The organism is Rhodococcus sp. 06-462-5, assembly GCF_002258315.1.
Taxonomy (GTDB): domain Bacteria; phylum Actinomycetota; class Actinomycetes; order Mycobacteriales; family Mycobacteriaceae; genus Rhodococcoides.
On sequence record NZ_NOYD01000029.1, the window covers coordinates 164,911 to 190,641 of the forward strand.

At 65.3% G+C, this 25,731-nt stretch carries 25 protein-coding genes and 1 pseudogene; 25 read left to right on the forward strand and 1 reads right to left on the reverse strand.

The window, feature by feature from the left end; all coding sequences use genetic code 11:
• Nucleotides 1–40: 40 nt before the first annotated feature.
• The 16 genes from CH251_RS16135 (at nucleotide 41) to CH251_RS16210 (ending at nucleotide 17,783) form a co-directional block, all read left to right on the forward strand.
• Entirely contained in the window at nucleotides 41–1,315 is a 1,275-nt protein-coding gene (locus CH251_RS16135; RefSeq protein WP_179273305.1) for an ROK family transcriptional regulator, read from the forward strand.
• A gap of 10 nt (nucleotides 1,316–1,325) precedes the next feature.
• Nucleotides 1,326–2,207 (forward strand): alpha/beta fold hydrolase, encoded by an 882-nt coding sequence (locus CH251_RS16140; RefSeq protein WP_256979109.1) that lies wholly within the window; start codon nucleotides 1,326–1,328, stop codon nucleotides 2,205–2,207.
• Nucleotides 2,208–2,245: 38 nt separating this feature from the next.
• A complete protein-coding gene (gene mshA / locus CH251_RS16145) occupies nucleotides 2,246–3,574 on the forward strand; it encodes a D-inositol-3-phosphate glycosyltransferase (RefSeq protein WP_179273304.1) in 1,329 nt (442 codons plus the stop codon).
• Complete coding sequence (locus CH251_RS16150; RefSeq protein WP_094614019.1) at nucleotides 3,571–4,068, forward strand: YbjN domain-containing protein; 498 nt, start codon at nucleotides 3,571–3,573, stop codon at nucleotides 4,066–4,068. Before mshA ends, CH251_RS16150 begins: the two co-directional genes overlap by 4 nt.
• A 58-nt stretch (nucleotides 4,069–4,126) precedes the next feature.
• The gene (locus tag CH251_RS16155) at nucleotides 4,127–5,587 is read left to right on the forward strand and encodes a nucleobase:cation symporter-2 family protein (RefSeq protein ID WP_094614020.1); all 1,461 of its coding nucleotides are present in this window, start codon (nucleotides 4,127–4,129) and stop codon (nucleotides 5,585–5,587) included.
• A 75-nt stretch (nucleotides 5,588–5,662) separates the two neighbouring features.
• On the forward strand, nucleotides 5,663–6,754 hold the full coding sequence (locus CH251_RS16160) for a BMP family protein (RefSeq protein ID WP_256979110.1): 1,092 nt from the start codon (nucleotides 5,663–5,665) through the stop codon (nucleotides 6,752–6,754).
• Between the two features lie 22 nt (nucleotides 6,755–6,776).
• Complete coding sequence (locus CH251_RS16165) at nucleotides 6,777–8,279, forward strand: ABC transporter ATP-binding protein (protein WP_094614022.1); 1,503 nt, start codon at nucleotides 6,777–6,779, stop codon at nucleotides 8,277–8,279.
• Entirely contained in the window at nucleotides 8,263–9,492 is a 1,230-nt protein-coding gene (locus CH251_RS16170) for an ABC transporter permease (protein WP_256979111.1), read from the forward strand. The genes CH251_RS16165 and CH251_RS16170 overlap by 17 nt, the downstream gene beginning before the upstream one ends.
• Entirely contained in the window at nucleotides 9,489–10,766 is a 1,278-nt protein-coding gene (locus CH251_RS16175; RefSeq protein ID WP_094614023.1) for an ABC transporter permease, read from the forward strand. The genes CH251_RS16170 and CH251_RS16175 overlap by 4 nt, the downstream gene beginning before the upstream one ends.
• A 99-nt stretch (nucleotides 10,767–10,865) precedes the next feature.
• Nucleotides 10,866–12,455: an AMP-binding protein gene (locus CH251_RS16180; protein WP_094614024.1), complete on the forward strand. Its 1,590-nt coding sequence runs from the start codon at nucleotides 10,866–10,868 to the stop codon at nucleotides 12,453–12,455.
• Between the two features lie 256 nt (nucleotides 12,456–12,711).
• On the forward strand, nucleotides 12,712–13,248 hold the full coding sequence (locus CH251_RS16185) for a DUF3558 domain-containing protein (RefSeq protein WP_143537797.1): 537 nt from the start codon (nucleotides 12,712–12,714) through the stop codon (nucleotides 13,246–13,248).
• A 10-nt stretch (nucleotides 13,249–13,258) separates the two neighbouring features.
• Nucleotides 13,259–13,666, forward strand: a complete 408-nt coding sequence (locus CH251_RS16190; RefSeq protein ID WP_094614026.1) for a hypothetical protein — start codon at nucleotides 13,259–13,261, stop codon at nucleotides 13,664–13,666.
• Nucleotides 13,667–13,892: 226 nt separating this feature from the next.
• Nucleotides 13,893–15,035 carry a low temperature requirement protein A gene (locus CH251_RS16195; protein WP_094614027.1) on the forward strand — a complete coding sequence of 381 codons (1,143 nt, stop codon included), beginning with the start codon at nucleotides 13,893–13,895 and terminating at the stop codon, nucleotides 15,033–15,035.
• Nucleotides 15,032–15,787, forward strand: coding sequence for a phosphoglyceromutase (locus CH251_RS16200; RefSeq protein WP_094614028.1), 756 nt, complete (start codon nucleotides 15,032–15,034; stop codon nucleotides 15,785–15,787). Before CH251_RS16195 ends, CH251_RS16200 begins: the two co-directional genes overlap by 4 nt.
• 137 nt (nucleotides 15,788–15,924) lie before the next feature.
• Nucleotides 15,925–17,097, forward strand: a complete 1,173-nt coding sequence (locus CH251_RS16205) for a cell wall metabolism sensor histidine kinase WalK (protein WP_094614029.1) — start codon at nucleotides 15,925–15,927, stop codon at nucleotides 17,095–17,097.
• Nucleotides 17,094–17,783, forward strand: a complete 690-nt coding sequence (locus tag CH251_RS16210) for a response regulator transcription factor (RefSeq protein ID WP_032380369.1) — start codon at nucleotides 17,094–17,096, stop codon at nucleotides 17,781–17,783. The genes CH251_RS16205 and CH251_RS16210 overlap by 4 nt, the downstream gene beginning before the upstream one ends.
• Before the next feature lie 100 nt (nucleotides 17,784–17,883).
• On the opposite strand, the gene CH251_RS16215 is transcribed toward CH251_RS16210, so the two are convergent.
• The gene (locus CH251_RS16215; protein ID WP_179273318.1) at nucleotides 17,884–18,636 is read right to left on the reverse strand and encodes a hypothetical protein; all 753 of its coding nucleotides are present in this window, start codon (nucleotides 18,634–18,636) and stop codon (nucleotides 17,884–17,886) included.
• 132 nt (nucleotides 18,637–18,768) lie between these two features.
• On the opposite strand from CH251_RS16215, the pseudogene CH251_RS16220 reads away from it, so the two are divergent.
• The 9 genes and pseudogenes from CH251_RS16220 to CH251_RS16260 form a co-directional block, all read left to right on the forward strand.
• A pseudogene (locus tag CH251_RS16220) lies at nucleotides 18,769–19,002 on the forward strand (hypothetical protein); the annotation flags it as partial.
• Entirely contained in the window at nucleotides 18,999–20,168 is a 1,170-nt protein-coding gene (locus CH251_RS16225; protein WP_094614030.1) for a hypothetical protein, read from the forward strand. The pseudogene CH251_RS16220 and the gene CH251_RS16225, both read left to right, overlap by 4 nt.
• A gap of 12 nt (nucleotides 20,169–20,180) precedes the next feature.
• A complete protein-coding gene (locus CH251_RS16230) occupies nucleotides 20,181–21,023 on the forward strand; it encodes a sugar phosphate isomerase/epimerase (RefSeq protein WP_094614031.1) in 843 nt (280 codons plus the stop codon).
• 22 nt (nucleotides 21,024–21,045) lie between these two features.
• Complete coding sequence (locus CH251_RS16235) at nucleotides 21,046–21,903, forward strand: thioesterase family protein (protein WP_094614032.1); 858 nt, start codon at nucleotides 21,046–21,048, stop codon at nucleotides 21,901–21,903.
• Between the two features lie 18 nt (nucleotides 21,904–21,921).
• Entirely contained in the window at nucleotides 21,922–22,737 is an 816-nt protein-coding gene (gene proC, locus CH251_RS16240; RefSeq protein ID WP_094614033.1) for a pyrroline-5-carboxylate reductase, read from the forward strand.
• Between the two features lie 127 nt (nucleotides 22,738–22,864).
• On the forward strand, nucleotides 22,865–23,101 hold the full coding sequence (locus CH251_RS16245) for a helix-turn-helix domain-containing protein (protein ID WP_008713658.1): 237 nt from the start codon (nucleotides 22,865–22,867) through the stop codon (nucleotides 23,099–23,101).
• Between the two features lie 204 nt (nucleotides 23,102–23,305).
• Nucleotides 23,306–23,407 carry a 30S ribosomal protein bS22 gene (locus CH251_RS16250; RefSeq protein ID WP_003402602.1) on the forward strand — a complete coding sequence of 34 codons (102 nt, stop codon included), beginning with the start codon at nucleotides 23,306–23,308 and terminating at the stop codon, nucleotides 23,405–23,407.
• A 144-nt stretch (nucleotides 23,408–23,551) separates the two neighbouring features.
• Nucleotides 23,552–24,679 carry an NAD-dependent epimerase/dehydratase family protein gene (locus CH251_RS16255; protein WP_256979114.1) on the forward strand — a complete coding sequence of 376 codons (1,128 nt, stop codon included), beginning with the start codon at nucleotides 23,552–23,554 and terminating at the stop codon, nucleotides 24,677–24,679.
• Entirely contained in the window at nucleotides 24,676–25,725 is a 1,050-nt protein-coding gene (locus tag CH251_RS16260; protein WP_094614035.1) for a lysophospholipid acyltransferase family protein, read from the forward strand. The genes CH251_RS16255 and CH251_RS16260 overlap by 4 nt, the downstream gene beginning before the upstream one ends.
• The last annotated feature ends 6 nt before the right edge of the window (nucleotides 25,726–25,731 follow it).

Consider the following 25,731-nt stretch of genomic DNA (forward strand, 5'->3'; position numbering starts at 1 on the left):
ATCCACGACGGAGGTCTGCCACTGCTGAGGACCACAACCGATGTCCGTATCGACACTGCACCACCACGCCGGCCCCACCTCTCCGCGGTCTCTCCCGAGGCCCCGATCTCGCGTCCAACTCGTCGCACCCGATCTGCGGATCGCCGACAGTCCCGCCGCGTCGGTGCTTCGGGTGGCCTGCGTCGAGGGTCCCATCTCGCGCGAGCGTGCCGCTCGCGCAACCGGATCGAGCATCGCCACGGTCAACCGTCAGGTGTCGGCGCTGCTCGCCGCCGGACTGCTCCGTGAGCGCGCAGACCTGACGGCATCGGGGGCGATCGGACGACCGCGGGTGCCGTTCGAGGTCAACCACGAGCCGTTCTCGACCATCGGCATCCACATCGGAGCCGTCGTCACCGGCATCACCGTCAGCGATCTGCGGGGACGCATCCTCGGTGCCGTCGAAATACCCACGCCCGCTGGATCTTCGGAGACAGCGCTGGCCTCGGTCACCCGCAGTGCCGGTGCCTTTGCCGGACGCTGGCACCGCCGCACGCCGCTGTGGGTAGGGGTGGCGATCGGTGGACGCGTCGACACCGCGAGCGGCACCGTCGACCATCCGCGGCTGGGATGGGAGAACGGCCGTGTCGCCGGGATCATCGGCGGTGGACTGGGACTGCCGATCTCGGTCTCCGGACACGTCGAGGCCATGGCGGCCGCGGAGTTGCTTCTTGCGCCGCGTCTGTCGGACAGTGTCGCGGCGCAGAGCAACAGCGGAACATCGCTGTACTTCTACGCACGCGAGACCGCAGGCATGGCGCTGACCATCGACGGCCGCGTGCACACCCCCACGAGCGGCCCTGGCTCCATCGCACACTTACCCACCGGATCGTCTGCGCTGTGCGGCTGCGGCAATCGGGGATGCCTCGAGGCCTCCGTCAGCGATCGAGCCGTGGTTGCCGCTGCCGTGGATCGCAAAATAGTTGCACCGCAGCCTCACCCGAGTATCGGCGCGGTGTATCAGGCGGCGCAGGCAGGCTCCGAGGCCGCGCGGGAGCTGCTCGTCGAGCGGGCGCAGATCCTGGGTCGAACGGTGGCGCTGCTGCGCGACATGTTCAATCCGGACCGCGTCGTACTCGGAGGCCAGGCGTTCACCGCGTACCCGGCCGGAATTCCGCACGTGGGGGAGGCCTTCGCGACGCATTCGACGTTGGAGCGCAGGGATATTCGGGTGACCGGGTTCGGTGACAAGGTGCAGGAACACGCCGCAACCGTGGTCTCTCTGAGCGCCCTGTACTCCGATCCGCTCGCCTCGATGCGCAGGGCCGCGGCGTAGGTTCAGCTCCATGAGCAAGCCCGATACGAGCACCCCTGCAGCAGGACCGATTCGTCAGGCCACCGGCGTCGACGGAGCCAACATCGTCTACCGCGTCAGCGGTGACCCAGCGTCGCGGCCACTGATCCTGCTGCACGGGTGGGCGCAGAGCTCGGCCTGCTGGGGCGAGGGACTGCTGGCCGACCTGGCGGAGCGTTACCGCGTTCTCGCCGTCGATCTGCGCGGACACGGCTATTCCGACGCCCCGTCGGACGGTTACGACGACCCGAAGAACTGGGCAGGAGACGTGGCCGCGGTGCTGGCCGCCGAGAACATCACCGCCGACGCGGTGCTGCTGGGTTGGTCGTACGGCGGACTGGTGATCTGTGACTACCTCGCCGAACACGGCACGGACGCGGTGGCGGGCATCGTGCTCGTCGGTGCGATCACCAGCATCGGCAGGGGAGAAGCAGGCGGCCGCGTCGGGACTGCCATGCGCGCGGCGATCCCCGGCGCGATGGCCGAGGAGCCCCGCGTCGCCATCAAGGCGTTGGGAAGTTTCGGTCATGCGCTCACCGGGCCGACCGAAGGTAAGGGAACGGAAGCGCAGGCGCTGTTCGGGTTGACGCTGTCCACGAGGCCGCGGGTTCGCGCCGCCCTGTTCGATCGAGCGGTCGGCCACGACGACCTGCTGCGCAGCCTCGACATCCCGGCGTTCGTGCTGCACGGAACGCAGGACACCGTCGTCGACGTCTCTGCCGGACGGCACGCTGCGGAGCTCATTCCCACGGCGGTCGCGTCGTACTGGGATGGCGTCGACCACGGCCCGTTCGTCGCCGATCCGCAGCGCTTTTTCACCGAGGTGACCGAGTTCGTGGACGGTCCGAGTCTGCCCGGTCGTCAGAAGGGGTAGTTATCGAGACGTAATGTGGAGGCGTGCACACTGAGGGAGTGACTGGACGCCAGCTGAACAGGGTCGCTGTGTTGTCCTTGCATACCTCCCCGCTGGCGCAGCCGGGAACGGGCGATGCGGGCGGTATGAACGTCTACGTGCTGCAGAGCGCGAAAGAGCTGGCCAAACGGGGCGTGGAGGTCGAGATCTTCACCCGCGCGACGGCGTCGACCGACGCTCCCGTCGTCGAGGCAGCTCCTGGAGTGCTGGTGCGCAACATCGTCGCGGGCCCGTTCGAGGGGTTGGACAAGCACGATCTGCCCACTCAGCTGTGCGCATTCGCCGCCGGGGTGCTGCGCGAGGAAGCTCGCCACGAACCCGGTTACTACGACCTGGTGCACTCGCACTACTGGCTCTCGGGTCAGGTCGGCTGGCTGGCGCGCGATCGCTGGGGAGTGCCGCTGGTGCACACCGCGCACACTCTTGCCGCCGTCAAGAACGCGTCTCTGGCGCAGGGCGACTCGCCCGAGCCCGCGGCGCGTCAGATCGGTGAGCAGCAGGTGGTGGCCGAGGCGGATCGGCTGATCGCCAACACCACCGAGGAAGCGAAGTCTCTCGTCGAGATCTACGGCGCGTCGCAGGGTTCGATCGACGTGGTTGCGCCGGGAGCCGATCTGGCGCAATACAATCCGGGCGACAAGCTGGCGGCGCGTGCCGAACTCGGACTGAATCCCGACGAGTCGATCGTCGCGTTCGTCGGACGCATCCAACCGCTCAAGGCCCCCGACGTGCTGATCGCCGCGGCTGCCGAAGTGCTGCAGCGCAATCCGACGACACCACTGCGGGTCCTCATCGTCGGCGGACCGTCCGGCAGCGGACTGGATCGACCCGACAGCCTGATCGATCTGGCCGAGAACCTCGGGATAACTGCCCGAGTGACGTTCATGCCGCCGCAGCCGTCGCCGCGCCTGGCCCAGGTCTACCGCGCCGCGGACATCGTCGCCGTGCCGAGCTACAACGAATCGTTCGGCCTGGTCGCGATCGAAGCCCAGGCCTGCGGAACTCCGGTCCTGGCCGCGGACGTCGGCGGGCTCGGCGTAGCGGTGCGATCGGGCGAGACCGGACGCCTGGTGCAGGGGCACCGCACCGAGGACTGGGCGGATGCGCTCTCGTCCATGCTGGCGGACCCAGTTGCCTTGGCCGACATGGCGACCGCAGCACCGCGGCACGCCCGCAACTTCTCGTGGGAGCATACCGCCGACGGACTCATCGAGAGCTACCGGCAGGCCAAGTTCCACTTCGATCGAGGCGAGGGACCGAGCGAGTTCTCTCCGCGACGCGTCCGAGGATTGTCGAAACTACGCAGATCAGGAGCTGTGACTGCATGAGCGAGACTGCCGAACTGATCGACCGGGCACTGAAGGAACGCGAGCTGGACTACACCCGGCGGGGCGAGGTGTTCACCGTCGAGCTGCCGGGGGAACGCAAACTCAAGACGACGACGATGCTGACCGTCGGGCATCACGGGGTGCGCATCGAGGCGTTCGTATGCCGCAAACCCGACGAGAACTTCGAGGGCGTCTACAAGTACCTGCTGCGGCGCAACCGTCGCCTGTACGGGGTTCACTACACGATCGACAAGGTCGGCGATATCTACCTCGTGGGCCGAATGTCGTTGCACGCCGTCAACGGTGACGAACTCGATCGCATTCTCGGCCAGACCTTGGAGGCGGCCGACGGCGATTTCAACGTGCTGCTCGAACTGGGCTTCGCGGAGTCCATCAAACGGGAATGGGCGTGGCGGGTCTCGCGCGGCGAATCGTTGGCGAATCTGAAAGCGTTCGAGCACCTGGTGGAAGCAGGTAAGGCCGAGCAAGCGTAACTCGCTCGAAATGGGTCGGTGTCGCTGCCCGTAACGTCCGGTTCCTAGCCTGACACTCATGACCAGGCCCGAGGACGCCCGCCCACCGGTGCTGCAGATGTTCGGTTACGGTCTGCAACACATCCTCTCGATGTTCGGTGGCGTCATCGCCGTACCGATCATCGTCGGCGGAGCGGCCGGACTCTCGGGGGCCGATCAGGCCCTGCTGATCTCCTGCGCGCTGTTCATCAGTGGCGTGGCCACGGTGTTGCAAACGATCGGCATCCCGTTCTTCGGCTCGCAACTGCCGCTGGTGCAGGGTATTTCGTTCGCATCGGTCTCGACGGTTCTCACGATCATCGCCAGCGCGGACGACGGGCGCACCGGACTGCGCACGGTGCTCGGAGCTGTTCTGGTGGCCGCGCTGATCGGATTGGCGATCGCCCCGTTCTTCTCCAAGATCGTCCGCTTCTTCCCGCCGCTGGTGACCGGCAGCATCATCACCGTCATCGGACTGTCGCTGATGCCCGTGGCCGCGCGCTGGATCACCGGCCAGGAAATGGTGGGCGGTGCGCCGAACCCGAACTATCTGGACCCCGGCAACATCGGGTTGGCGATGTTCACCCTCCTCGCCGTGCTGGTGATGACCAAGATTCCCGGACTGTCGCGGTTGTCGATCCTGCTCGGACTCGTCGTCGGCACCGTCGCGGCGCTCATCGTCGGCAAGACCGACTTCGACGGCGTCGCCGACGCGTCCGTGGTGGCCGTCCCGACACCCTTCGCCTTCGGCTCACCGATATTCGCGATCGGCGCGATCGTGTCGATGACCATCGTGATCCTGGTGATCATGGTCGAGACCACCGCCGACATCCTCGCCGTCGGCGAAGTGGTCGGAACCGACGTCGACTCCAAGCGTGTCGGCGACGGCCTGCGCGCCGACATGGTGTCCTCCGCCGTCGCCCCGATCTTCAACACGTTCCCGGCCACGGCCTTCGCGCAGAACGTCGGCCTGGTCGCGATGACCGGTATCAAGAGCCGCTTCGTCGTCGCGATGGGCGGTGGCGTGCTTGCGCTGCTGGGCCTTTCGCCGATTCTCGCGGCCGTCGTCGGGGTCGTCCCGCTTCCGGTCCTCGGCGGCGCCGGCATCGCGCTGTTCGGAACCGTCGCCGCCAGCGGGATCCGCACCCTCGGCAAGGTGAACTACGACAACAACTCCAACGTCGTCATCGTGGCGGTGACCTTGGCGTTCGGTCTCATACCCGTTGTCGCGAGCGACTTCTGGGACGAGTTCCCGGACTGGTTCGTCACGATCTTCCACTCCGGAATCAGTGCCGCCAGCATCGTCGCGGTGGTACTCAACGTATTCTTCAACGTGTTCAAGCCCGGTACTCCGCCGAACCCCTCGGTGGTGGCAGCGGGGCCGGCAGTGATGGTGCGTGAGGACGAAGCACGAATACTCCGTGAAGGCGGCAGCTTGCCCGACGATCGCTCGACCGCAAAGGCCGAACCGGACGAGGCCGGGCCCGACAGGGACGCCTGACCGAAATCCTGCGCACCCTCGCCCGCGCGAGTAGCGTCCCGACCCAGACGAAGTACACCTAAATTGGAGGACATCTTGTCATTCGTTACCCGCACGAGTACGCGGAAGGCAGCACTCGGCGGCGTCGCGTCGCTCGGTGCCATCGCCCTGATCGCAGGCTGTGGATCTGCCCCCGAAGACGAAGGATCGGGCGGAGGCGGATCGAGTGACTTCCTGCCCTGCATGGTCTCCGACAGTGGCGGATTCGACGACAAGTCGTTCAACCAGCTCGGGTTCGAGGGACTGACCGAGGCCTCCGAAGAGCTCGGCGTCGAGCCGCGCACCGTCGAGTCCGCATCGCCCACCGACTACGGCCCCAACATCAACAACCTCGTCGATCAGGGCTGCAACCTCATCGTCACCGTCGGATTCGATCTGGCCGACGCCACCAAGGTGGCAGCCGAGGCCAACTCCGACATCGACTTCGCGATCATCGACGACTCCACGATCGATCTGCCGAACGTCAAGCCGCTGACCTACGACGCGTCGCAGTCCGCATTCCTCGCCGGCTACGCGGCCGCGAGCTACAGCACCACCGGAGTTGTCGGTACGTTCGGTGGCTCCCAGTTGCCGACCGTCACCATCTTCATGGACGGGTTCGCCGACGGCGTGAACTACTTCAACGAGCAGAAGGGCGAGGCGGTCCGTGTCATCGGCTGGGACGTGGCCTCGCAGAACGGCTCGTTCACCGGCGGATTCACCGCCAACGAGGTCGCGAAGAACACCGCCCAGGGTCTGATCGACCAGAACGCGGACGTCATCTTCCCGGTCGGCGGTCCCATCTATCAGAGTGCGGCACAGGCCATTCGCGACTCCTCGCGTCCCGTCGCCCTCATCGGTGCCGACGCCGACGTCTTCGAATCCGACCCCTCGGTCGGTGACCTGCTGCTCACCTCTGTGACCAAGGGACTCAAGACCAGTGTGGACGAGGTCGTCGCCAACTCCGGTGCCGATGCGTTCGACAACACCCCGTACGTGGGCACGCTCGAGAACGACGGAGTCGGTATCGCACCGTTCCACGACTTCGAGTCGAAGGTCGACCCCGCGCTGCAGGGCGAGCTGGACACGATCAAGGCCGGCATCATCGACGGGTCCATCACCGTCGAGTCGCCGTCGGCACCCAAGTAGCACCAAGCGGTCGTAAAGGGATATGAAGCTCGAACTTCGCGGTATCACCAAACGATTCGGCTCGTTGATCGCCAACGACCACATCGATCTGAGCGTCGAATCCGGCGAGATCCACTGTCTCCTCGGCGAGAACGGTGCAGGCAAGTCCACGTTGATGAACGTGCTCAGTGGCCTGTATCGCGCCGAGGAAGGCCAGATCCTGCTCGACGACGTCGAGCAGAACTTCGCCGGACCGGGCGAGGCGATGACCGCCGGAATCGGCATGGTGCATCAGCACTTCATGTTGATTCCGGTGTTCACCGTCGCCGAGAACATCGTGCTCGGTAACGAAACCACCTCTCTCGGTGGACGACTCGACCTCGTGGCAGCGCGGAAGCTGGTGCGGGAGATATCCGCGAGGTTCGGCTTCGACCTCGATCCCGATGCTCTCGTCGACGACCTCCCCGTCGGCGTGCAGCAGCGGGTCGAGATCGTCAAAGCACTCTCTCGTGAGGCCAAGGTGCTCGTGTTCGACGAGCCGACGGCCGTCCTGACGCCGCAGGAAACCGACGATCTGATGCGGATCATGCGGGAACTCGCGGCTTCGGGAACCACGATCGTCTTCATCACCCACAAGCTGCGCGAAGTACGCGAAGTCGCCGACAAGATCACCGTCATCCGGCTCGGCAAGGTCGTCGGCGAAGCGAAGCCGACCGCCAGCAACACCGAGCTCGCCGCACTGATGGTGGGACGCGATGTGCAGCTGACCGTCTCGAAGGACCCGGCCACGCCGGGGGACGCGGCACTGGTGATCGAGAACCTGTCGGTGTTCGATGCCCAGGGCAACAAGACCGTCGACGACGTCAGCCTCGAAGTCGCGGCGGGGGAGATCCTCGCCATCGCAGGCGTACAGGGCAACGGTCAGACCGAATTCGTCGAAGCCCTACTCGGGTTGCAGGACAACGTATCCGGCAAGATCAGTCTCGACGGCAACTCGCTCGTCGGGTCGACGGTGCAGGACGTGCTCGACGCAGGCGTCGGCTTCGTCCCCGAGGACCGAACCGTCGACGGACTGGTGGGCGAATTCTCCATCGCCGAGAACCTGATGCTCGATCGCTCCAACAGCTTGCCGTTCGTGCGACGCGGCGCGGTGCAACGCGACTATCTGAACACGTTCGCGTCGGAGAAGCTCGGCGAATTCGACGTCCGCGCACCGGGAATCGGCACCGCCGTCGGCCGCCTCTCCGGTGGCAACCAGCAGAAGGTGGTGCTCGCGCGGGAACTGAGCCGCGATCTGCGACTGTTCGTCGCAGCGCAGCCGACTCGCGGAATCGACGTCGGATCCATCGAATTCGTGCACAAGCGCATCGTCGCCACCCGGGACTCGGGGATCCCGGTCATCGTGGTGTCGAGCGAACTGGATGAGGTTGCCGCACTGGCCGACCGCATCGCCGTCATGTATCGAGGAGCAATCGTGGGAATCGTCCCCGGGGATACGTCCCGCGAAACACTCGGCTTGATGATGGGCGGTGAGCGTGGTGAATAGCGCCGAGCAGCCCTCGAAGTCGCATGTCGTTCTGCGGCAGATCTTCACCGGCAGCGCGATCATCTCGGTTCTCGCGGTTCTGCTCGCGCTGATCGTCGGTGCGGTGCTCATCGCCGCCACCAACTCCGGCGTGCAGGAATCGGCCGGGTACTTCTTCTCCCGTCCCTCGGACATGCTGAAAGCGATCTGGGATTCCGTCTCCGGTGCGTACTCGTCGCTGTTCCAGGGCTCGGTGTACAACTTCCGGCGTCCCGGATTCGAGAACGGCATCCGGCCGCTGATGGAGACGCTGACGTTTGCGACCCCGCTGATCGTCGCGGGACTCGGTGTGGCACTGGCCTTCCGCGTCGGCATGTTCAACATCGGTGGCCGAGGCCAGATGCTCATCGCATCGGCATGCGCAGGCTGGGTGGGCTTCGGAGTGAACCTGCCCGCCGGCATCCACCTGCTGGTGGCCGTCGTCGCCGGAGTCCTGGGCGGTGCAGTGTGGGGCGGTATTGCCGGATTCCTCAAGGCGCGCACCGGCGCTCACGAAGTGATCGTCACCATCATGCTCAACTACATCGCGTTCTATCTCGTTGCCTACTTGTTGCGCACCCCCGGTGCTCTGCAGGCGCCCGGATCGAACAATCCCAAGACCGCGCCCATCGCGTCGACTGCGGTGTTCCCCAAGCTGTTCGGCGACCGCTACAGCCTGCATCTCGGATTCGTGCTGGTGATCATTGTGACGATCGCGGTGTGGTGGCTGCTCGAGCGATCGAGTCTCGGGTTCCGCTTCCGCGCCGTCGGCGAGAATCCCCACGCCTCGCGCGTCGCCGGTATGAACGTCAACCGGATCTACCTGTACGCGATGATCCTGTCGGGCGCGCTGGTCGGCTTGGCCGGAGTGGCGCAGGTGCTCGGCACCGTCACCACCGGCTTCAGTGCGGACATCGACGCCGGAATCGGATTCGACGCCATCACCGTCGCACTGCTCGGCCGATCGAAACCCTGGGGAGTGTTCTTCGCGGGAATCCTGTTCGGCGCGTTCAAGGCCGGCGGGTTCGCCATGCAGGCAGCCGAGGGCGTACCCATCGACATCGTGCTCGTCGTGCAGTCGGTGATCGTACTGTTCATCGCTGCGCCGCCACTGGTTCGAGCGGTGTTCCGATTGCCCAAACCAGGTGAAGAGAAACTCGCGAAAGCCGAGACCGCGAAGGTGGGTGCACTGTGACCACCTCTACCGAGTCCGTCGGTGCCCCCGCCGAGGCGGTACTGGGTCGTAGCTGGAAGGTGCCGACGATCCTCGGGGTCGTGACCCTGCTCGCCCTGGTGCTGTTCGTCGTCAAGAAGGGCTCGGGGACAAGCACATTCGCCTTGGCGTCGGAGGACGACTTCTTCGCCCTGCCGGCCGTAAGCGTGCCGTCGTTCGGTACCGGTCTGGTCGTGGTCGTGTTGTTGGCCGTCATCACCGCGTACGCGGCGTTCCTCGCCTCGGAGTACCGCTCGACGCCATTGTGGCTGCTCGCAGTGTTCGCTGTGCTGTTCGTCTTCGGATTCCTGGCCTGGGCAGCGGATGGTGAGACCATCCCCGTTCCCGGATTGCTCATCGGCGCAGTCGCTCTGAGCACCCCACTGATCTTCGGCGCGATGGGCGGCGTGATCTCCGAGCGCGTCGGCGTCATCAACATCGCCATCGAAGGACAGTTGCTGGCAGGTGCTTTCGTCAGCGCCGTCGTCGCGTCGATCACCGGGTCCACGTACGTCGCGCTACTCGCCGCACTGATTGCCGGCGCGTTGACCGCGTCCCTGTTGGCCGTGTTCTCGATCCGCTACTTCGTCAACCAGGTCATCGTGGGTGTGGTGCTCAACGTGCTGGTCGTCGGACTGACCAGCTTCCTGTACTCGGTGGTGCTCACCAAGAACACCGAGACACTCAACTCACCACCGCGCTTCGCGCGCATCGACATTCCGGTGCTCTCGCAGATTCCGATTCTCGGCCCGGTGCTGTTCCGGCAGACACTCATCGTGTACCTGATGTACATCGCCGTCGCACTCGTGTTCTTCGGGCTGTTCCACACCAAGTGGGGTCTGCGACTGCGTGCCGTGGGTGAACATCCGCAAGCTGCCGACACCGTCGGAATCAACGTGGCCCGCACCCGCTTCTGGAACGTCTGCCTCGCCGGTGCCATCGCCGGACTCGGTGGCGCGTACTTCACCCTGGGTTCGGTCGGAGCGTTCGGCAAGGAGATGACGGCCGGTGCCGGCTACATCGCACTCGCCGCCGTGATCTTCGGTCGGTGGGATCCGGTACGCGCGACGTTGGCCGCACTGCTGTTCGGATTCGCGTCGAACCTGCAGAACGTACTGGGCATCATCGGCTCGCCGGTACCCAGCGAATTCATGCTGATGCTGCCGTACGTGGTGACCATTTTCGCCGTCGCGGGCCTGGTGGGCCACGTGCGGGGACCGGCCGCGGCGGGCAAACCGTATGCGTCGCGAAGTTAGCGCCCCCGCTACCTGACTCGGCGGTAGGGTCGCTGTCCGTTGTGACCGCTTTCACTGTAGGGTTCGGTCATTGTTGCCGCAGTTTTTCGAAGGAGAGCCATGAGCTTCCGCAGTCCCTTTCCCGATGTCGAGATTCCCGAACTCAGCGTCTACGACTTCCTGTTCGGATCGATCGCCGAGTCCGACCTCGACAAGCCTGCACTGATCGACGGAACGTCGGGTGCGGTCACCACCTACAAGTCGCTGATCGGTCAGATCGACGCCATCGCAGGCGCACTGGCCGCACGTGGACTCGAGGTCGGCGACGTCGTCGGACTCCACTCGCCGAACGTGCCCGCGTTCGCGTCGGTGCTGCACGGCATCCTGCGCGCAGGCGGTACCGCAACGACCATCAACGCGCTCTACACGGCCGAGGACATCGCCAAGCAGCTCACCGGCTCGGGCGCGAAGTTCCTCTTCACCGTCTCCCCGCTGTACCCGCAGGCCAAGGCCGCCGCGGAAAAGGTCGGCCTCGACGCAGACCACGTCATCGTGCTCGACGGCGCAGAGGGCCACCCGAACCTGCGCGACCTGCTCACCCAGGGCGCACCTGCCCCCGAGGTCTCGTTCGACCCGGCCACACACGTCGCAGTGCTGCCGTACTCCTCCGGCACGACGGGTGTGCCGAAGGGCGTCATCCTCACCCACCGCAACCTCGTCGCGAACGTGGCGCAGATGGAACCGCGCGTCGGAATCGACAGTGACGACGCAATCCTGGCGCTGCTGCCGTTCTTCCACATCTACGGCCTGACGGTGCTGCTCAACATCGCGCTCAAGCTGCGCGCGCACCTGGTGACGATGCCGAAGTTCGACCTCGTCGAATTCCTGCGGATCATTCAGGATCAGAAGCTCACGTACCTGTTCATCGCACCGCCGGTGGCCGTCGCGCTCGCCAAGCACCCGATGATCGATCAGTACGACCTCTCCAGCGTGCACACCATCTTCTCGGGTGCCGCTCCGCTGGACGAGGAACTGGGCAAGGCCGTCGCGAAGCGCCTGAACACGCGGGTGCGTCAGGGCTACGGCATGAGCGAGCTCAGCCCCGTCAGCCACGCCATTCCGTTCGATCGCGACGACATGCCGCTCAGCTCGGTGGGCCAGCCGCTGGCGAACACCGAGAACAAGCTCGTCGACCCGGGCACGCTCGAGGAGATCGAGCTGCCCACAGAGGGATTGAGCAAGCCCGGCGAGCTGTGGGTCAAGGGACCGAACGTGATGGTCGGGTACCTCAACAACCCCACCGCCACCGCAGAAACCCTCGACTCCGACGGTTACCTGCACACCGGCGACATCGCCGTCGTCGATCCCGAGGGTGTCGTCTACATCGTCGACCGCCTCAAGGAACTGATCAAGTACAAGGGCTACCAGGTGCCCCCGGCCGAGCTCGAGGCGTTGCTGCTCACGCACGAGGAGATCGCCGACGCCGCCGTCATCGGTGTGCTCGACGACGAGGGCGAGGAAATCCCCAAGGCATTCGTCGTCCGCCAGCAGGGTGCCACCATCGACGAGGAGGGCATCATCGCCTTCGTCGCCGAGCGCGTGTCGCCGCACAAGAAGGTACGACGCGTCGAGTTCATCGACATCGTCCCCAAGTCTGCAGCGGGCAAGATTCTGCGCAAGGACCTGCGCGCCGCCGAGGCCGAAAAGTAGGACTCCGTTCCACGACAACACCCCGTCCCACACTCAGTGGGGCGGGGTGTTGTTCGGTTGTGGGCCAACGTATTCAGTAGAACCTCACACCCTTTTTCCCGACCGCGCGGCGCTGATCCGAGGCGAGTACGGGCGCGCGGTCGGCAGTAGGGGTGTGAGGTTGTGTGGAACCGGTGCCGCGTTCGCTGCGTCCAAGGGGTGGGTGGGTTCGACGAAGGGGAGTGGTGTGAGCGTGACGCGGTGGTGGGCGGCGGGAGTGGTCGGCGTGATGGCATTGGTCGCCGGATGTGGCGGGGCGACGGAGGGTGCGCCGGTTGAAGAGCCGGCAACGAGTTCGGTGGCTGCGACGCCGGTGGCAGACGAGCCATGGGATCCATGCACCATCCCGAACGACGCCATCGAGGCAGCGGGATTGGATGTGGACAGCAAGAGCACGAACCTGTTCGGAGACGCGCCGTTGTCCACCGATTGGAAGACGTGTATCTGGACAGACCCCGATCCGGGGTCGTGGTATTTCCTGGGAGTGTTCTCGGGATTTCACTCATTGGGTGATCTGCAACGGAACGACCGCTTCAACCAGTTCTCGGAGGTCGGCGAACTCGGCGGCTATGAGTTCTTGCGCGCCGATCGTCCCGCTGGAAGAAGTTGTGGCGTGGCCTTCGAAGTCGAGAAGGGATTGGTGTACTTCGTCCTCGACACTCGCGCGGCGAGCGAGCCAGCCAGAGATCCGTGTGTCGAAATCGAGAACATTGCGCGCACCACGCGCGCTTATCTGCCACCTATTTCGAGCTGAACTGAAGGCTATGACTGTGGGACAAAACCCTGGGGATCTGTTCGACTCGATGCAGTACTGGCGACACTTGTCGGATCAGGCCGAAGCAGGAGTTCTGGAGATACCGGAAGATGTTGCGGCGCAGTGTGACGCTGCATGCGTCACGTACATTGCCCACCTGGAGGGCATGGTGCAGAAGACGGAGTTTCTCGTCGATCTCAAAGCATTCGGCACGCTTCCTTCGGCTCAACAGCTGGGTCGAAAGTTCAAGCGACTTGCCGATGGGGAAGAGCGGTCGGCGGCTGTCGCGATCAGGCAACACATCGAGGTCATCGAACTGATGCGGTCGGTGTTTCGTCGCTATTTCGTCGAGACCGAGGGAGTCGATCAGAGCGTGGCAGCTCGAATCGGCGGGATCGGAGCGGGCTTGGGGGAGTGAGCCGGCGACCTCACACCCTTTTTGCACACCTCACACACCAGCCAGGACTTGAACTCCAGCGCGCAGTTGCGAAAAGGGGTGAGGTGTCGACAGTCCCGGCGGCGAAGCGTCGAACAATGTCCGAAATGTCCGCAATATCAACCCTCGCAACACAATCGAGACAACGCTCACGAATGGGATGACCTAGTCTGCGATCGTGAACCCTTCCGCTGCCCGTTTGGTGCCGATGCGACCTCGTGATCCGAACGAGCCGCATCGCTCCGCGAGCCCACTCGAATTGTTCTTCGACCTGGTCTTCGTGGTGGCCGTCAGCATTGCGTCGGTTCAACTCCATCACGACCTCACCGAGAACCACATCGCCGACGGTTTGCTCGGCTATGCACTCGTGTTCTTCGCGATCTGGTGGGCGTGGATGAACTTCACGTGGTTCGCGACGTCCTTCGACACCGACGACTGGCTGTATCGCGTGCTCACCGTCGTGCAGATGGCCGGGGTGTTGGTTCTCGCCGCAGGAATCGAATCGGCGTTCGTGGACCAGGATTTCACCATCGTGGTGATCGGGTACGTGGTGATGCGCGTGGCGATGGTGACTCAGTGGCTGCGGGCATCGCGAAGCCCCGAACATCGACAGACCGCGCTGAGCTACGCGATAGGCATTGCGGGAGTGCAGGTTCTGTGGATTCTCTGGGTACTGCTACTCGACGGCACCGCTGCGATCATCCTGTTCGTCGTACTCGCGGGCGTCGAGATGTCGGTGCCGATCATCGCCGAGCGAAAGGGCACAACACCCTGGCATCCGCACCACATCACCGAACGCTACGGATTGTTCACTCTGATTCTGCTCGGCGAATCACTGCTCGCGTCGGCCAACGCGATCATCGAGGCGATTCACGACGAGAGCGCACTGGCACCGTTGATCTCGATCTCCGTCCTCACTCTCGTCGTCACCGCGAGCCTGTGGTGGATCTACTTCTGGCCCCCTCATCACCGAGCGATCGGCAGATTCGGCAACTCGGTGATCTACGGCTACGCCCACTACTTCATCTTCGCGGCAGCAGGTGCGTTCTCGGCCGGCATCGAGGTCGAGATCGACGTGCTCACCGACCACAGCAAGCTCGGCGACGTCGCCGCGTCGTTCACCGTCACGATCCCGATCGCGGTGTTCGTGTTCGGGGTCTGGCTGATCGCTGTTCGCGCACACGCGGACCGCATCGTCAACATCGCAGTTCCACTCGGTGCCCTACTCGTGTTGTTCGACCCGATCATCCCCATCCCGATCACCCTCACCGCCGTCGTGATGACCGTCGTCGTCGGGGTGCTCGTCGTACGCGGGCCGACGCAGCCAGAGCATGAGAAACTGACCACATGAGTATCGGAACCTTGATTCTGCTTCGTCACGGCGAGAGCGAATGGAACGCGTCCAACCAGTTCACCGGTTGGGTGGACGTGCGACTGACCGAGAAGGGTGAGGCCGAGGGCAAGCGCGCAGGCCAGCTCCTCGCCGAGGCGGGCATCCTGCCCGACCTGCTGTACACCTCGCTGCTGCGTCGCGCGATCAGCACCGCCAACCTCGCACTCGACGCGGCCGACCGCCACTGGATTCCCGTCGTCCGCGACTGGCGTCTGAACGAACGGCACTACGGCGCGCTGCAGGGACTGAACAAGGCCGAGACCAAGGACAAGTACGGCAACGAGCAGTTCATGCTGTGGCGTCGTAGCTACGACACCCCGCCGCCGCCCATCGAGATCGGCAGCGAGCACAGCCAGGACGCCGACCCGCGCTACGCCGACCTGGACAGCGTTCCGCTGACCGAATGCCTCGCCGACGTGGTCGAGCGCCTGATCCCGTACTTCGAGGAGACGATCGTCGCCGATCTGAAGGCCGGCAAGAACGTCCTCGTCGCCGCGCACGGCAACTCGCTGCGCGCCCTCGTGAAGTACCTCGACGAGATCTCCGACGCGGACATCGCCGAACTCAACATCCCCACCGGCATTCCGCTGAAGTACGACCTCACCGAGTCGGGCGGGAAGCTGAAGCCCACCAACCCGGGCGGCACCTACCTCGACCCCGAAGCAGCGGCCGCAGGTGCAGCTGCCGTGGCAAACCAGGGCGGCAAGTAACTCGGCCTCGCCCAAACCGACAATTTGTCGTAACTGCAGGTGAACGATCGAAGAACACTGCCGACGGGGACTATGACGACCAGGGAAATGCCTGCACCCTGCGTATGTGAGCTGTCCATCGAACGTACGATTCCGGTGTGAGTGTCGCATCGGCCGTACTACTGGCAATCGCCACGGCCTTCGTGGGATACCTCGTCGGCGGTGTTCTGATCCCGTACCTCAACACTCGGCACTCGGAGCGTCGCAGAGCCAGCTCCGGGCTGACGATGTCGCAGGTACTGGACCTGATCGTCCTCGCATCGGAAAGCGGCATCGCCGTCGTCGATCAATTTCACGACGTCGTCCTGTCGAATCCGCGAGCCGAGGAGCTCGGACTGGTGCGTAACCGTCTGATCGACGACCGGGCCTGGGATGCCGCGCTCAAGGTCCTCGCCGACGGCAACCCCGTCGAAGTCGACCTCAGCTCGAAGAACCCGAGAACCGGCCGAGACAAGATCGCCGTCCGCTGCGTCGCGCGGCTGCTGAGCAAGGAAGACAAGCGGTTCGTCGTGCTGTTCGCCGACGACGATTCCGAGCAGGTCCGGATGGAGGCGACGCGTCGGGACTTCGTGGCCAACGTCAGCCACGAACTCAAGACCCCCGTCGGCGCGATGAGCCTGCTGGCCGAGGCGCTGCTCGAATCGGCCGACGACCCGGACTCCGTGAGGCACTTCGGCGGCAAGGTCGTCGCCGAATCCAAGCGGCTCGGCAACATGGTGACCGAACTGATCGCACTGTCGCGACTGCAAGGTGCCGAGAAGCTACCCGACCTCGAGGTCGTCGACGTCGACACCGTCGTCAACGAGGCGATGGATCGATCCAAGCTCGCCGCCGAGAACGCCGGAATCTCCGTCACCACCGACCACCCGAGCGGCCTCGAAGTTCTCGGCGATCAGGCGCTGCTGGTGACGGCCCTGGCCAACCTCATCCAGAACGCCATCGCCTACTCCTCGGACGGTGCGCCGGTGTCGGTGAGCCGAGCCCTGCGCGGAAACAACGTGGCGTTCGCCGTCACCGACCGCGGCATCGGCATCGCCAAGGGCGACCAGGAACGCGTCTTCGAGAGATTCTTCCGCGTCGACAAAGCTCGGTCGCGGGCCACCGGCGGCACGGGCCTCGGCCTGGCCATCGCCAAACACGTCGCAGCCAACCACAACGGCAGCATCTCGCTGTGGAGCAAGCTGGGCACCGGATCCACCTTCACCCTCCAGATCCCTGCGTACTTCGAAGAAGAAGACGACGCTTCGGTTACAGAAAGAGAGAATCAGTGACCAACGTTCTGATCGTGGAAGACGAAGAGTCGTTGGCCGATCCACTGGCCTTCCTGCTCCGCAAGGAAGGTTTCGAGGCCACCGTCGTCGGAGACGGACCGTCGGCACTCGCGGAATTCGATCGCGCAGGAGCCGACATCGTGTTGCTCGACCTCATGCTCCCCGGCATGAGCGGAACCGACGTGTGCAAGCAATTGCGTTCGCGCTCAGGCGTTCCCGTGATCATGGTGACCGCACGCGACAGTGAGATCGACAAGGTCGTCGGACTCGAACTCGGTGCCGACGACTACGTCACCAAGCCGTACTCGGCACGCGAACTCATCGCCCGCATCCGCGCAGTCCTGCGGCGCGGCTCCGACGCCGAGGTCGACGGCGGAGTCGACACCGGAGTGCTCGAAGCCGGACCGGTGCGCATGGACGTCGAACGCCACGTGGTGATGGTCGGATCCGAGCAGATCACGTTGCCGCTCAAGGAATTCGACCTGCTCGAGTATCTGCTGCGCAACTCCGGTCGAGTGCTGACCCGCGGACAGTTGATCGACCGCGTGTGGGGAGCCGACTACGTGGGCGACACGAAGACACTCGACGTGCACGTCAAGCGACTGCGCTCGAAGATCGAGGCCGATCCGGCCAAGCCGGAACACCTCGTGACCGTACGCGGACTGGGCTACAAACTCGAGGGGTAGTGCGCTGCGCGCAGTGGTGTGACTCCGTTCCCGGGTCGTTTCGCAGGCTCCACTCCTGCGTGCCCCCTGCGGCACTTGACCACACCACTGCCGGAGGCACCTATCGACGCTGCGCCTCACGAGTGGCGGGGTGCACCGCGATCAGACCCAGACCGCGGCGACGCTTGCACAGCGATGCCAGTTCGTCGTACGCGGCCTTGCCGAGCAGTTCGGTCAACTCGGGCTTGTAGGACTCGAACACCTGCTTGGAGCCGACGTGCGCGTCGGGCGAGCCCGAGCAGTACCAGTGCAGATCGAGACCACCCTCGCCCCAGCCGCGTCGGTCGTACTCGCCGATCGTGGTCTTGAGAATCTCGGAGCCGTCCGGCCGCGTCACCCAGTCCTGGGTGCGCCGGATCGGTAGCTGCCAGCACACGTCGGGCTTGACCTCGAGCGGTTCGATGCCCTTGCGCAGCGCCATCGAATGCAGCGCGCACCCGATTCCGCCCTCGAACCCGGGACGGTTCTGGAAGATGCAGGCACCCTTGTAGCGACGCGTACGCAACGACTGCTCGTCGTCGAGATCGTCGTATTCGACGTACCCCTTCTTGCCCAGACCCTTGTCCATGAGCTGCCAGTCCTGTGGGGTGAGCAACTTCACCGACTCGTCGAGCTTGCGTTTGTCGTCCTCGTCGGACAGGAACGCGCCGTGCGAGCAGCACCCGTCGTCGGGCCTGCCCTCGACGGTTCCCTGGCACGCCGGAGTGCCGAACACGCAGGTCCAGTTGGACAACAACCACGTCAGATCCGCGGCGATGACGTGTTCCGCATTGTCGGGGTCGGGGAACTCGACCCATTCTCGAGGGAAATCCATTTCGACCTCTGCAGCGAACGACTGCTGCTCACGACCTGCTGTCACAAACGACGACGGTAGACCCAGTACCGTGGGCATGTGCGAATAGGGGTGCTCGACGTCGGTGCAGACGCGGCTCGAGGCGACTCCTCGAGGCGACTCGTAGCGTTCGTACCGCGGATCATGGCAGCCGACCGTGCAGAATCGGTAGGTGTCAGCGCCGACAGGTCGCCACAACAGGTGGCCGGGGCTCTGACAGCGGAGGCGAGCATGCGGGCATCGACAGCGGAGTCATTCGAGATATGCCCGTGGGCGCTGAAGGAAGGTTTGATGTTGAGGAAGCTGGACCCCGAAACGTACGGCGATCCGGTGGGGAGCTCGAAATGAGCGACACCAACCCGGACGACACCGGACAGATCTCGGTTGCCGAGCTACTGGCCCGCAACGGTCAGAAGACGAACCTGAGCGCGGGCGGTCGCCGCCGCCGTGGCGTCAAGGGCGGCATCTCCGTTGCCGAGCTCACCGGTGAGATCCCCGTCGTTCGCGACGAGCCCGGCAACCGCAGCGCCCCGGTGGTCGAGACCCCGGCTCCCGACGCGTCCGAGCCCGAGACGCCCGACGTCGCCCCGGCAGCCCCGCAGGGCAGCGATGCGGCCGAGGACGATGCACGCGTCGCCGTCTCTTCCCGGCCGCAACCGGCCCGGCCGCAGACCACTCGCCCCACCCCGTTCCAACCGGCAGGCAAGCGCGAGAAGCAGCAGCCCGAGCCGGAACTGTTGTCCGGCTCCACCACGGTTGCCGGTGATCTGCTCAACCGCTCGCACGACGACACCGAACGCGCCAAGCGCCCGGCTGCGGCTGCGGCTGCGGCTACGACACCGACGCAGGATCGGCTTCCGTACGGATCCACCGCGGCCGAGCAGGGGCGGACCCGCAAGCCGGTGGGCTTCCGAGCATCGCGGCAGGTGGAGGTGGCCGAGCCGAACACCGACGTCGCTCCGCGAGCAGCGATCGTCGACGTCGACGACCTGGCCAAGACCGTGGTGTCGCCGCGCATTACGCGCGCCGAGGACACGACGGCCGAGTCGGCAGCTGAGTCGGCGGGGGTCGAGACGTCCGCCGCCACCGAGGTCGTCGATCTCGTGAAGCCGGGGATCGACGACGAGCCGAAGACCGCGTCCGACATCGAGGACGACGCGGCAACCGACGACGCACCGGACGCGAAGGCCGACAGCGCGACTGCGGCCTCGCGCACCGATCGCCGGGCCGCGGCCGTCAAGGGCAAGGGCGGTGCCGTCCGGCAGTGGCTGGTGCTGATCGGTCAGGCCGTGGTGTCGATCGCCGTCGGCGCGCTGCTGTTCAAGGGCTTCGAGCAACTGTGGGACGTGTTGCCGTGGGTCGCGTTGGTGCTGTCGGTGCTGGTCATCGTCGGGCTCGTCGCGGTGGTGAGAATTCTGCGGCGCACCGACGATCTGATGTCGATCGTCATCGCGATCGCCGTCGGCGTCTTCGTCACGCTCGGTCCGCTCGCCTTCCAGCTCAGTACCGGCTGAGCCGGTAGACCGATGGGTGCCAAGCGAATTCAGGTGGGACTGTCCACGGCCTCGGTCTACCCGCAGAACACCGAGGCGGCGTTCCGGTACGCGGCGGAGCTCGGATACGACGGCATCGAACTGATGGTGTGGGCCGAGTCGGTCAGCCAGGACGTCGACGCGGTGGCCGCGCTCTCGCGGGAGTATTCGATGCCGGTGCAGGCCATCCACGCGCCCTGTCTGCTGATCTCGCAGCGAGTGTGGGGATCGGATCCGGTCGCCAAACTCGCCCGGTCGGTCGAGGCGGCCGAGAAGCTGGACTCGGCGACGGTCGTGGTGCACCCACCGTTCCGATGGCAGCGCAAGTACAGCGACGGCTTCGCCGATCAGGTCGCCGAACTCGAATCGAACTCTCACGTGGTGGTCGCCGTCGAGAACATGTTCCCGATGCGTGCCGACCGCTTCTTCGGGCGCAAGGAAAAATCCGCACAGCGACTCGAACGCCGCGGCGGTCCGGGCGCAGCCCTGTCGGCGTTCTCGCCGTCGTACGACCCGACGGACGTCGGCCACGATCACTACACCCTCGACCTCTCGCACACCGCCACGGCAGGCTCGGACGCGCTCGAGATGCTCGACCGGATGGGCAAGGGCATCGCGCACCTGCATCTGGCCGACGGCCGGGGCGCATCGGTCGACGAGCATCTGATCCCCGGCCACGGCAGCCAGCCGTGCGTGGAGGTGTGCACCGAACTGGTGCGCCGAGGCTTCGAGGGTCAGGCGGTGATCGAGATCAACACGCAGAACGCGCGGACGGTTCCCGAGCGTTCCTCGATGCTCGGGCAAGCACTGCAGTTCGCCCGCGCACACCTGTCCTGAGGCCGCCGGTAAGTTGTCGTCAATGAGTTCCGCCAGCCCCTTCAAGGCCGCCACCACCCTGACCGCGCTCGAGGTCGACGCCGACACCGCGTCGTTCGCGGGCGCAATCGACTCCACCTGGACCATCGGTCCGAAGGTGCACGGCGGCGCGATGCTCGCCGTCTGCGCGGCAGCAGCGCGTCAGCACATCGTCGCGACCGACCCGGATCAGGCCGAGATCCAGCCGCTCGCGGTGAGCGTCAGCTACCTGGCCGCGCCCGATCCCGGCGAGGTTGCGCTGACGACGGTGGTGCGCAAGCGCGGTCGCCAGGTCTCGCACGTCGACGTCGAACTCACCCAGGCCGGACGCGTCGCCGTGCGTGCGGTGGTGACCCTCGGGCGTCCCGATTCCGACGAACCCCACCACGAGACACCGACGTCGCTGGCGTCGATGGCCGTCGAACCTCCCGCCGAGACCCTCGCGGTGGCAGGCGATCATCCGATGGCGTCCATCGTGCACGTCGCCAAGGGCTGCGAGATGCGTATCGACGCGTCGTCGGCGTCGTTCCTGACCGGTCAGCAGGGCGAGGCGGAGATTCGACTGTGGGTGCGTCCCTTCGCGGGCGACGAGGCCGACGCCGACACCGCCGTGCTGTTCGCACTGATGACCGGAGACATCTCGGCTCCGGTGACCATGAACCGCGGAATGTTCGGCTGGGCTCCGACCGTGCAGTTGACGACCTACCTGCGACGCCGTCCGGCACCGGGGTGGCTGCGCGTGGCGGCGACCAGCACCGTCATCGGCAGCACCTGGTTCGAGGAGGACCACGTGGTGCTGGATTCGACCGGTGCCGTCGTGGTGCAGAGCAGACAGTTGGCGATGGTGCCGCGCTCGAACTGACATGGCAGGCTTGCCCACATGACGAGAATTGCAGTGATCGGCGGCGGACGGATCGGTGAGGCGTTGATTGCGGGACTCCTCGAGTCCGGCCACGCAGTGCGCGATCTGGTGGTCGCCGAGAAATCGGAGACGCGCGCCAAGGAAATCGCGAAGGAATTCGGTGTGCTGACCACCACCGTCGGCGACGCATCCGAGGGTGCCGACGTGATCGTGCTGGCGGTCAAGCCGGCCGACGTCGAAACGGCACTGACCGAGATCACCAAGATCGAGCTCGACGGCGACCGCGAACAACTCATCGTCTCGCTGGCCGCAGGCGTCCCCACCACCAAGTTCGAGCCCAAGCTCCCAGCCGGTTTCCCTGTCGTCCGGGTCATGCCCAACACCCCGATGCTCGTGGGGGAGGGCGTCAGCGTGTTGGCACCGGGCAAGTACGCCCGCGCCGAGCACCTCGAACTCGTGCGCTCGATCCTCTCGGCCGTCGGCAAGGTCGTCGTGGTCAAGGAGAACCAGCTCGACGCCGTGACGGCCGTGTCCGGCTCCGGTCCGGCCTATTTCTTCCTGGTGGCCGAGGCCATGATCGACGCGGGAGTAGGCCTCGGATTGACCCGCGACGTGGCGTCGGCGCTCGTGGTTCAGACGATGGTGGGGTCGGGGGCGATGCTCGATCGCTCCGACGAGAGCCCGATCGAGCTCCGGTATGCCGTGACTTCTCCGGGCGGAACCACCGCCGCTGCGGTGCGTGAATTGGAGAGAAACGGCCTCCGAGCAGCGTTTTTCGATGCACTCGGTGCCGCAAATGCCCGATCCATTGAGATGGGCATCACAGCAGAATAAAAAATCTTTTCCCCACTCCCGTCGCAGTAACCCCATCTGTCCCTATAGGCTCGGGGGCAGCACGTGCGTGTCTGTTCGGCAGGAGGGGAAGCCTGCCGCATGAGACGTGCCGGAGGTATGTGGATTGATGGCGTCTATAAACAAGCCGTCCAAGGGTTCGTCCCCGGACGGTCAACCGGCTCTGGCCGGAACGCAGTTCCTCACGGTCGCCGAAGTGGCGACGCTGATGAGGGTTTCGAAAATGACCGTGTACCGGCTGGTGCACGGCGGAGAATTGCCCGCTGTACGAGTGGGTCGATCTTTTCGTGTGCACGCCAAGGCGGTCCACGACTATCTCGAGACCTCGTACTTCGACGCAGGCTAGTAGTGCACGTGGGGCCGGTTTCGTAAGTCCTGGTTCACACCGGTAGGATTGGCGCTCGTCGTGCCAGCCAGCCGGTGTGCAGCCGTGGGCGAGTACGTGGCCCCAGCGCCAGCTCGGTGACCGCAGCCCAAGGGCTTGGTTGTCAGGTAGGCGTACGCAAACGGCGTGCGCGAAAACGCTAGAGAAGAACGTGAGGACACCCGCATGGGTTCAGTGATCAAGAAGCGTCGCAAGCGCATGTCGAAGAAGAAGCACCGCAAGCTGCTTCGTCGTACCCGCGTGCAGCGCAGGAAACTCGGCAAATAAGCCTGCCGTCATCTGCTTCACGAGGAAGCCCGTCACCGTCGGTGGCGGGCTTTTCCCGTTCGAAGAACGGGCTTTGCTTCTCACCCACGCGGACACCTGCCGATCCAGTAGGCTTTGCAGCGGAACCGACGTTGGGGGTGCGCAGTGAGTCCGAGCGATCGTGGATCGACTGCGCCCCGAGTGGTCCTCGTGACCGGAGCGAGCCGATTCCTCGGCGGTTACCTCGTCACCAGGTTGGCCCAGAATCCCAACATCGAGCGCGTCATCGCCGTCGACGCGGTGTCTCCGAGCAAGGATCTGCTGCGCCGGATGGGTCGCGCGGAATTCGTCCGCGCCGACATCCGTAATCCGCTGATCGGCAAAGTGATTCGCAATGCAGGCGTCGACACCGTCGTGCACGCAGCGACCGTCGCCAAGCCCCCGAAATCCGGTGGCCGCGCGACGATGAAAGACCTCAACGTCATCGGCGCGATGCAGCTGTTCGCGGTCTGCCAGAAGTCACCGACCGTCGAGAGGGTGGTACTGCGGTCGTCCTCCTCGGTGTACGGCTGCAGCGCGAAGGACCCGGTGAAATTCACCGAGGAGATGAGTGCCCGACGCCCCCCGAGCGGTGCGTACGCGCGGGACACGATCGACATCGAGGGATACTTGCGCGGCCTGGGCCGTCGACGACCGGACATCGGGGTGTCGATCCTGCGCATGGCACCGCTGATCGGTCCACGACTGAACGGCACCATCTCGCGGTACATGACTTCACCACTGATCCCCAGCATCGTCGGTCGCGACGCCCGCATGCAGTTGCTGCACGAGGAAGACGCCCTGGCTGCGCTCGAGCGCGCCACTCTCGGCGGATCGGCAGGAACGTTCAACATCGGAGCCGACGGCACGATCATGCTCTCCCAAGCAATTCGCCGAGCCGGCCGCGTTCAGGTTCCGGTTCCGTTTCCGCTGTTCAAGAGCGTCGGCCGCGCCCTGATGGGCGGCATGATGCGCGAGTTCACCACCGAGCAACTCGACTACTTCCACTTCGGCTGCGGACTCGACACCACCCGCATGCGGTCCGTCCTGGATTTCCAGCCGCGGTGGACTACGGTTCAGGCATTCGACGACTTCGTCCGAGGCGCAGCGCTGCGGCCGGTCATCAGAACCGAATGGGTGGACAGCGTCGAGGATCGACTGGTCTCGGCCGTCGAAACAGGCGCGTCCACCGCGCGTGCACTGGCAGCGCTGCGTAGTTCGGAACCGGTGCGTACTTCGGGAGGGGACGGGTGAGCGAAGTGGCCAAAGTGATTCCATTGCACGGCGGCACGTCCGGCCGCTCGGCCCGAGCAGCTGCGGGCTCGCGTGAACGGCACCCGTCCTCCTACGCCGATCCTCGCGAGCCGACCCCGTTGCTGGACCCGGCACCGGCCGAGGCGTCGGCCGTGACGCCGTCGATCCCGACTCCGCTGCTGTCGATGATCGACGACACCAAGTCCACGATCGTCGATCAGATCTCCTCTGTCGCCGAGTTCGTTCGCAGGCGGCTGGCCGGTGACTACAGCGTCGACGAGTTCGGCTACGACCCGCACTTCGCCGACGCCGTCTGGCTTCCGTTGTTGCGGCCGCTGTTCGACAAGTGGTTCCGTGTCGAGGTCAAGGGCATCGAGAACATCCCGTCCGTCGGCGGCGCGCTCGTCGTCGCCAACCATGCGGGCGTGGTGCCCGTCGATGCCCTGATGGCGTCGGTCGCGGTGCGCGATCACCACCCGGCGCACCGCCCTCTGCGAATGTTGGCCGCCGACATGGCATTCGAGATGCCCGGCGTCGGCACGATCGCACGCAAGGCAGGGCACACGCTGGCGTGCAACCCCGACGCCGAGCGTCTGCTGCGTACCGGCGAGGTCGCTGCGGTGTTCCCCGAGGGGTTCAAGGGCATCGGCAAACCGTTCAGTGAGCGCTACAAGTTGCAGCGATTCGGTCGCGGCGGATTCGTCTCGGCTGCGCTGCGGACGGGCGTGCCGATCATCCCGTGCTCCATCGTCGGCTCGGAGGAGATCTACCCCAAGATCGGCGACATCGCACCACTGGCCCGACTGATGGGCATGCCGTACTTTCCGGTCACACCGTTCTTCCCGCACCTCGGCCCGCTGGGTCTGATCCCGATGCCGTCCAAGTGGTACATCGAGTTCGGCAAACCGATCCCCACCGATGGATACGACTCCACCGCGTTCGAGGATCCGATGGTGCTGTTCGAGTTGACCGACCATGTCCGCGAAACCATTCAGCACACGCTGTATCGACTGCTGGCCAAGAGGCGCAACGTCTTCCTGGGGTGAACCCGC

Excerpts from the sequence above, each read along its gene's own strand:
- CH251_RS16150 (WP_094614019.1), top strand. The coding sequence starts at position 3,571 with ATGAGCGAGACTGCCGAACTGATCGACCGGGCACTGAAGGAACGCGAG.
- CH251_RS16245 (WP_008713658.1), top strand. The coding sequence starts at position 22,865 with ATGGCGTCTATAAACAAGCCGTCCAAGGGTTCGTCCCCGGACGGTCAA.
- CH251_RS16165 (WP_094614022.1), top strand. The coding sequence starts at position 6,777 with ATGAAGCTCGAACTTCGCGGTATCACCAAACGATTCGGCTCGTTGATC.
- CH251_RS16200 (WP_094614028.1), top strand. The coding sequence starts at position 15,032 with ATGAGTATCGGAACCTTGATTCTGCTTCGTCACGGCGAGAGCGAATGG.
- CH251_RS16235 (WP_094614032.1), top strand. The coding sequence starts at position 21,046 with ATGAGTTCCGCCAGCCCCTTCAAGGCCGCCACCACCCTGACCGCGCTC.
- CH251_RS16215 (WP_179273318.1), bottom strand. The coding sequence starts at position 18,636 with ATGGATTTCCCTCGAGAATGGGTCGAGTTCCCCGACCCCGACAATGCG.
- CH251_RS16140 (WP_256979109.1), top strand. The coding sequence starts at position 1,326 with ATGAGCAAGCCCGATACGAGCACCCCTGCAGCAGGACCGATTCGTCAG.
- CH251_RS16155 (WP_094614020.1), top strand. The coding sequence starts at position 4,127 with ATGACCAGGCCCGAGGACGCCCGCCCACCGGTGCTGCAGATGTTCGGT.
- CH251_RS16195 (WP_094614027.1), top strand. The coding sequence starts at position 13,893 with ATGCGACCTCGTGATCCGAACGAGCCGCATCGCTCCGCGAGCCCACTC.
- CH251_RS16225 (WP_094614030.1), top strand. The coding sequence starts at position 18,999 with ATGAGCGACACCAACCCGGACGACACCGGACAGATCTCGGTTGCCGAG.
- CH251_RS16230 (WP_094614031.1), top strand. The coding sequence starts at position 20,181 with ATGGGTGCCAAGCGAATTCAGGTGGGACTGTCCACGGCCTCGGTCTAC.
- proC (WP_094614033.1), top strand. The coding sequence starts at position 21,922 with ATGACGAGAATTGCAGTGATCGGCGGCGGACGGATCGGTGAGGCGTTG.
- CH251_RS16180 (WP_094614024.1), top strand. The coding sequence starts at position 10,866 with ATGAGCTTCCGCAGTCCCTTTCCCGATGTCGAGATTCCCGAACTCAGC.
- CH251_RS16135 (WP_179273305.1), top strand. The coding sequence starts at position 41 with ATGTCCGTATCGACACTGCACCACCACGCCGGCCCCACCTCTCCGCGG.
- CH251_RS16250 (WP_003402602.1), top strand. The coding sequence starts at position 23,306 with ATGGGTTCAGTGATCAAGAAGCGTCGCAAGCGCATGTCGAAGAAGAAG.
- CH251_RS16190 (WP_094614026.1), top strand. The coding sequence starts at position 13,259 with ATGACTGTGGGACAAAACCCTGGGGATCTGTTCGACTCGATGCAGTAC.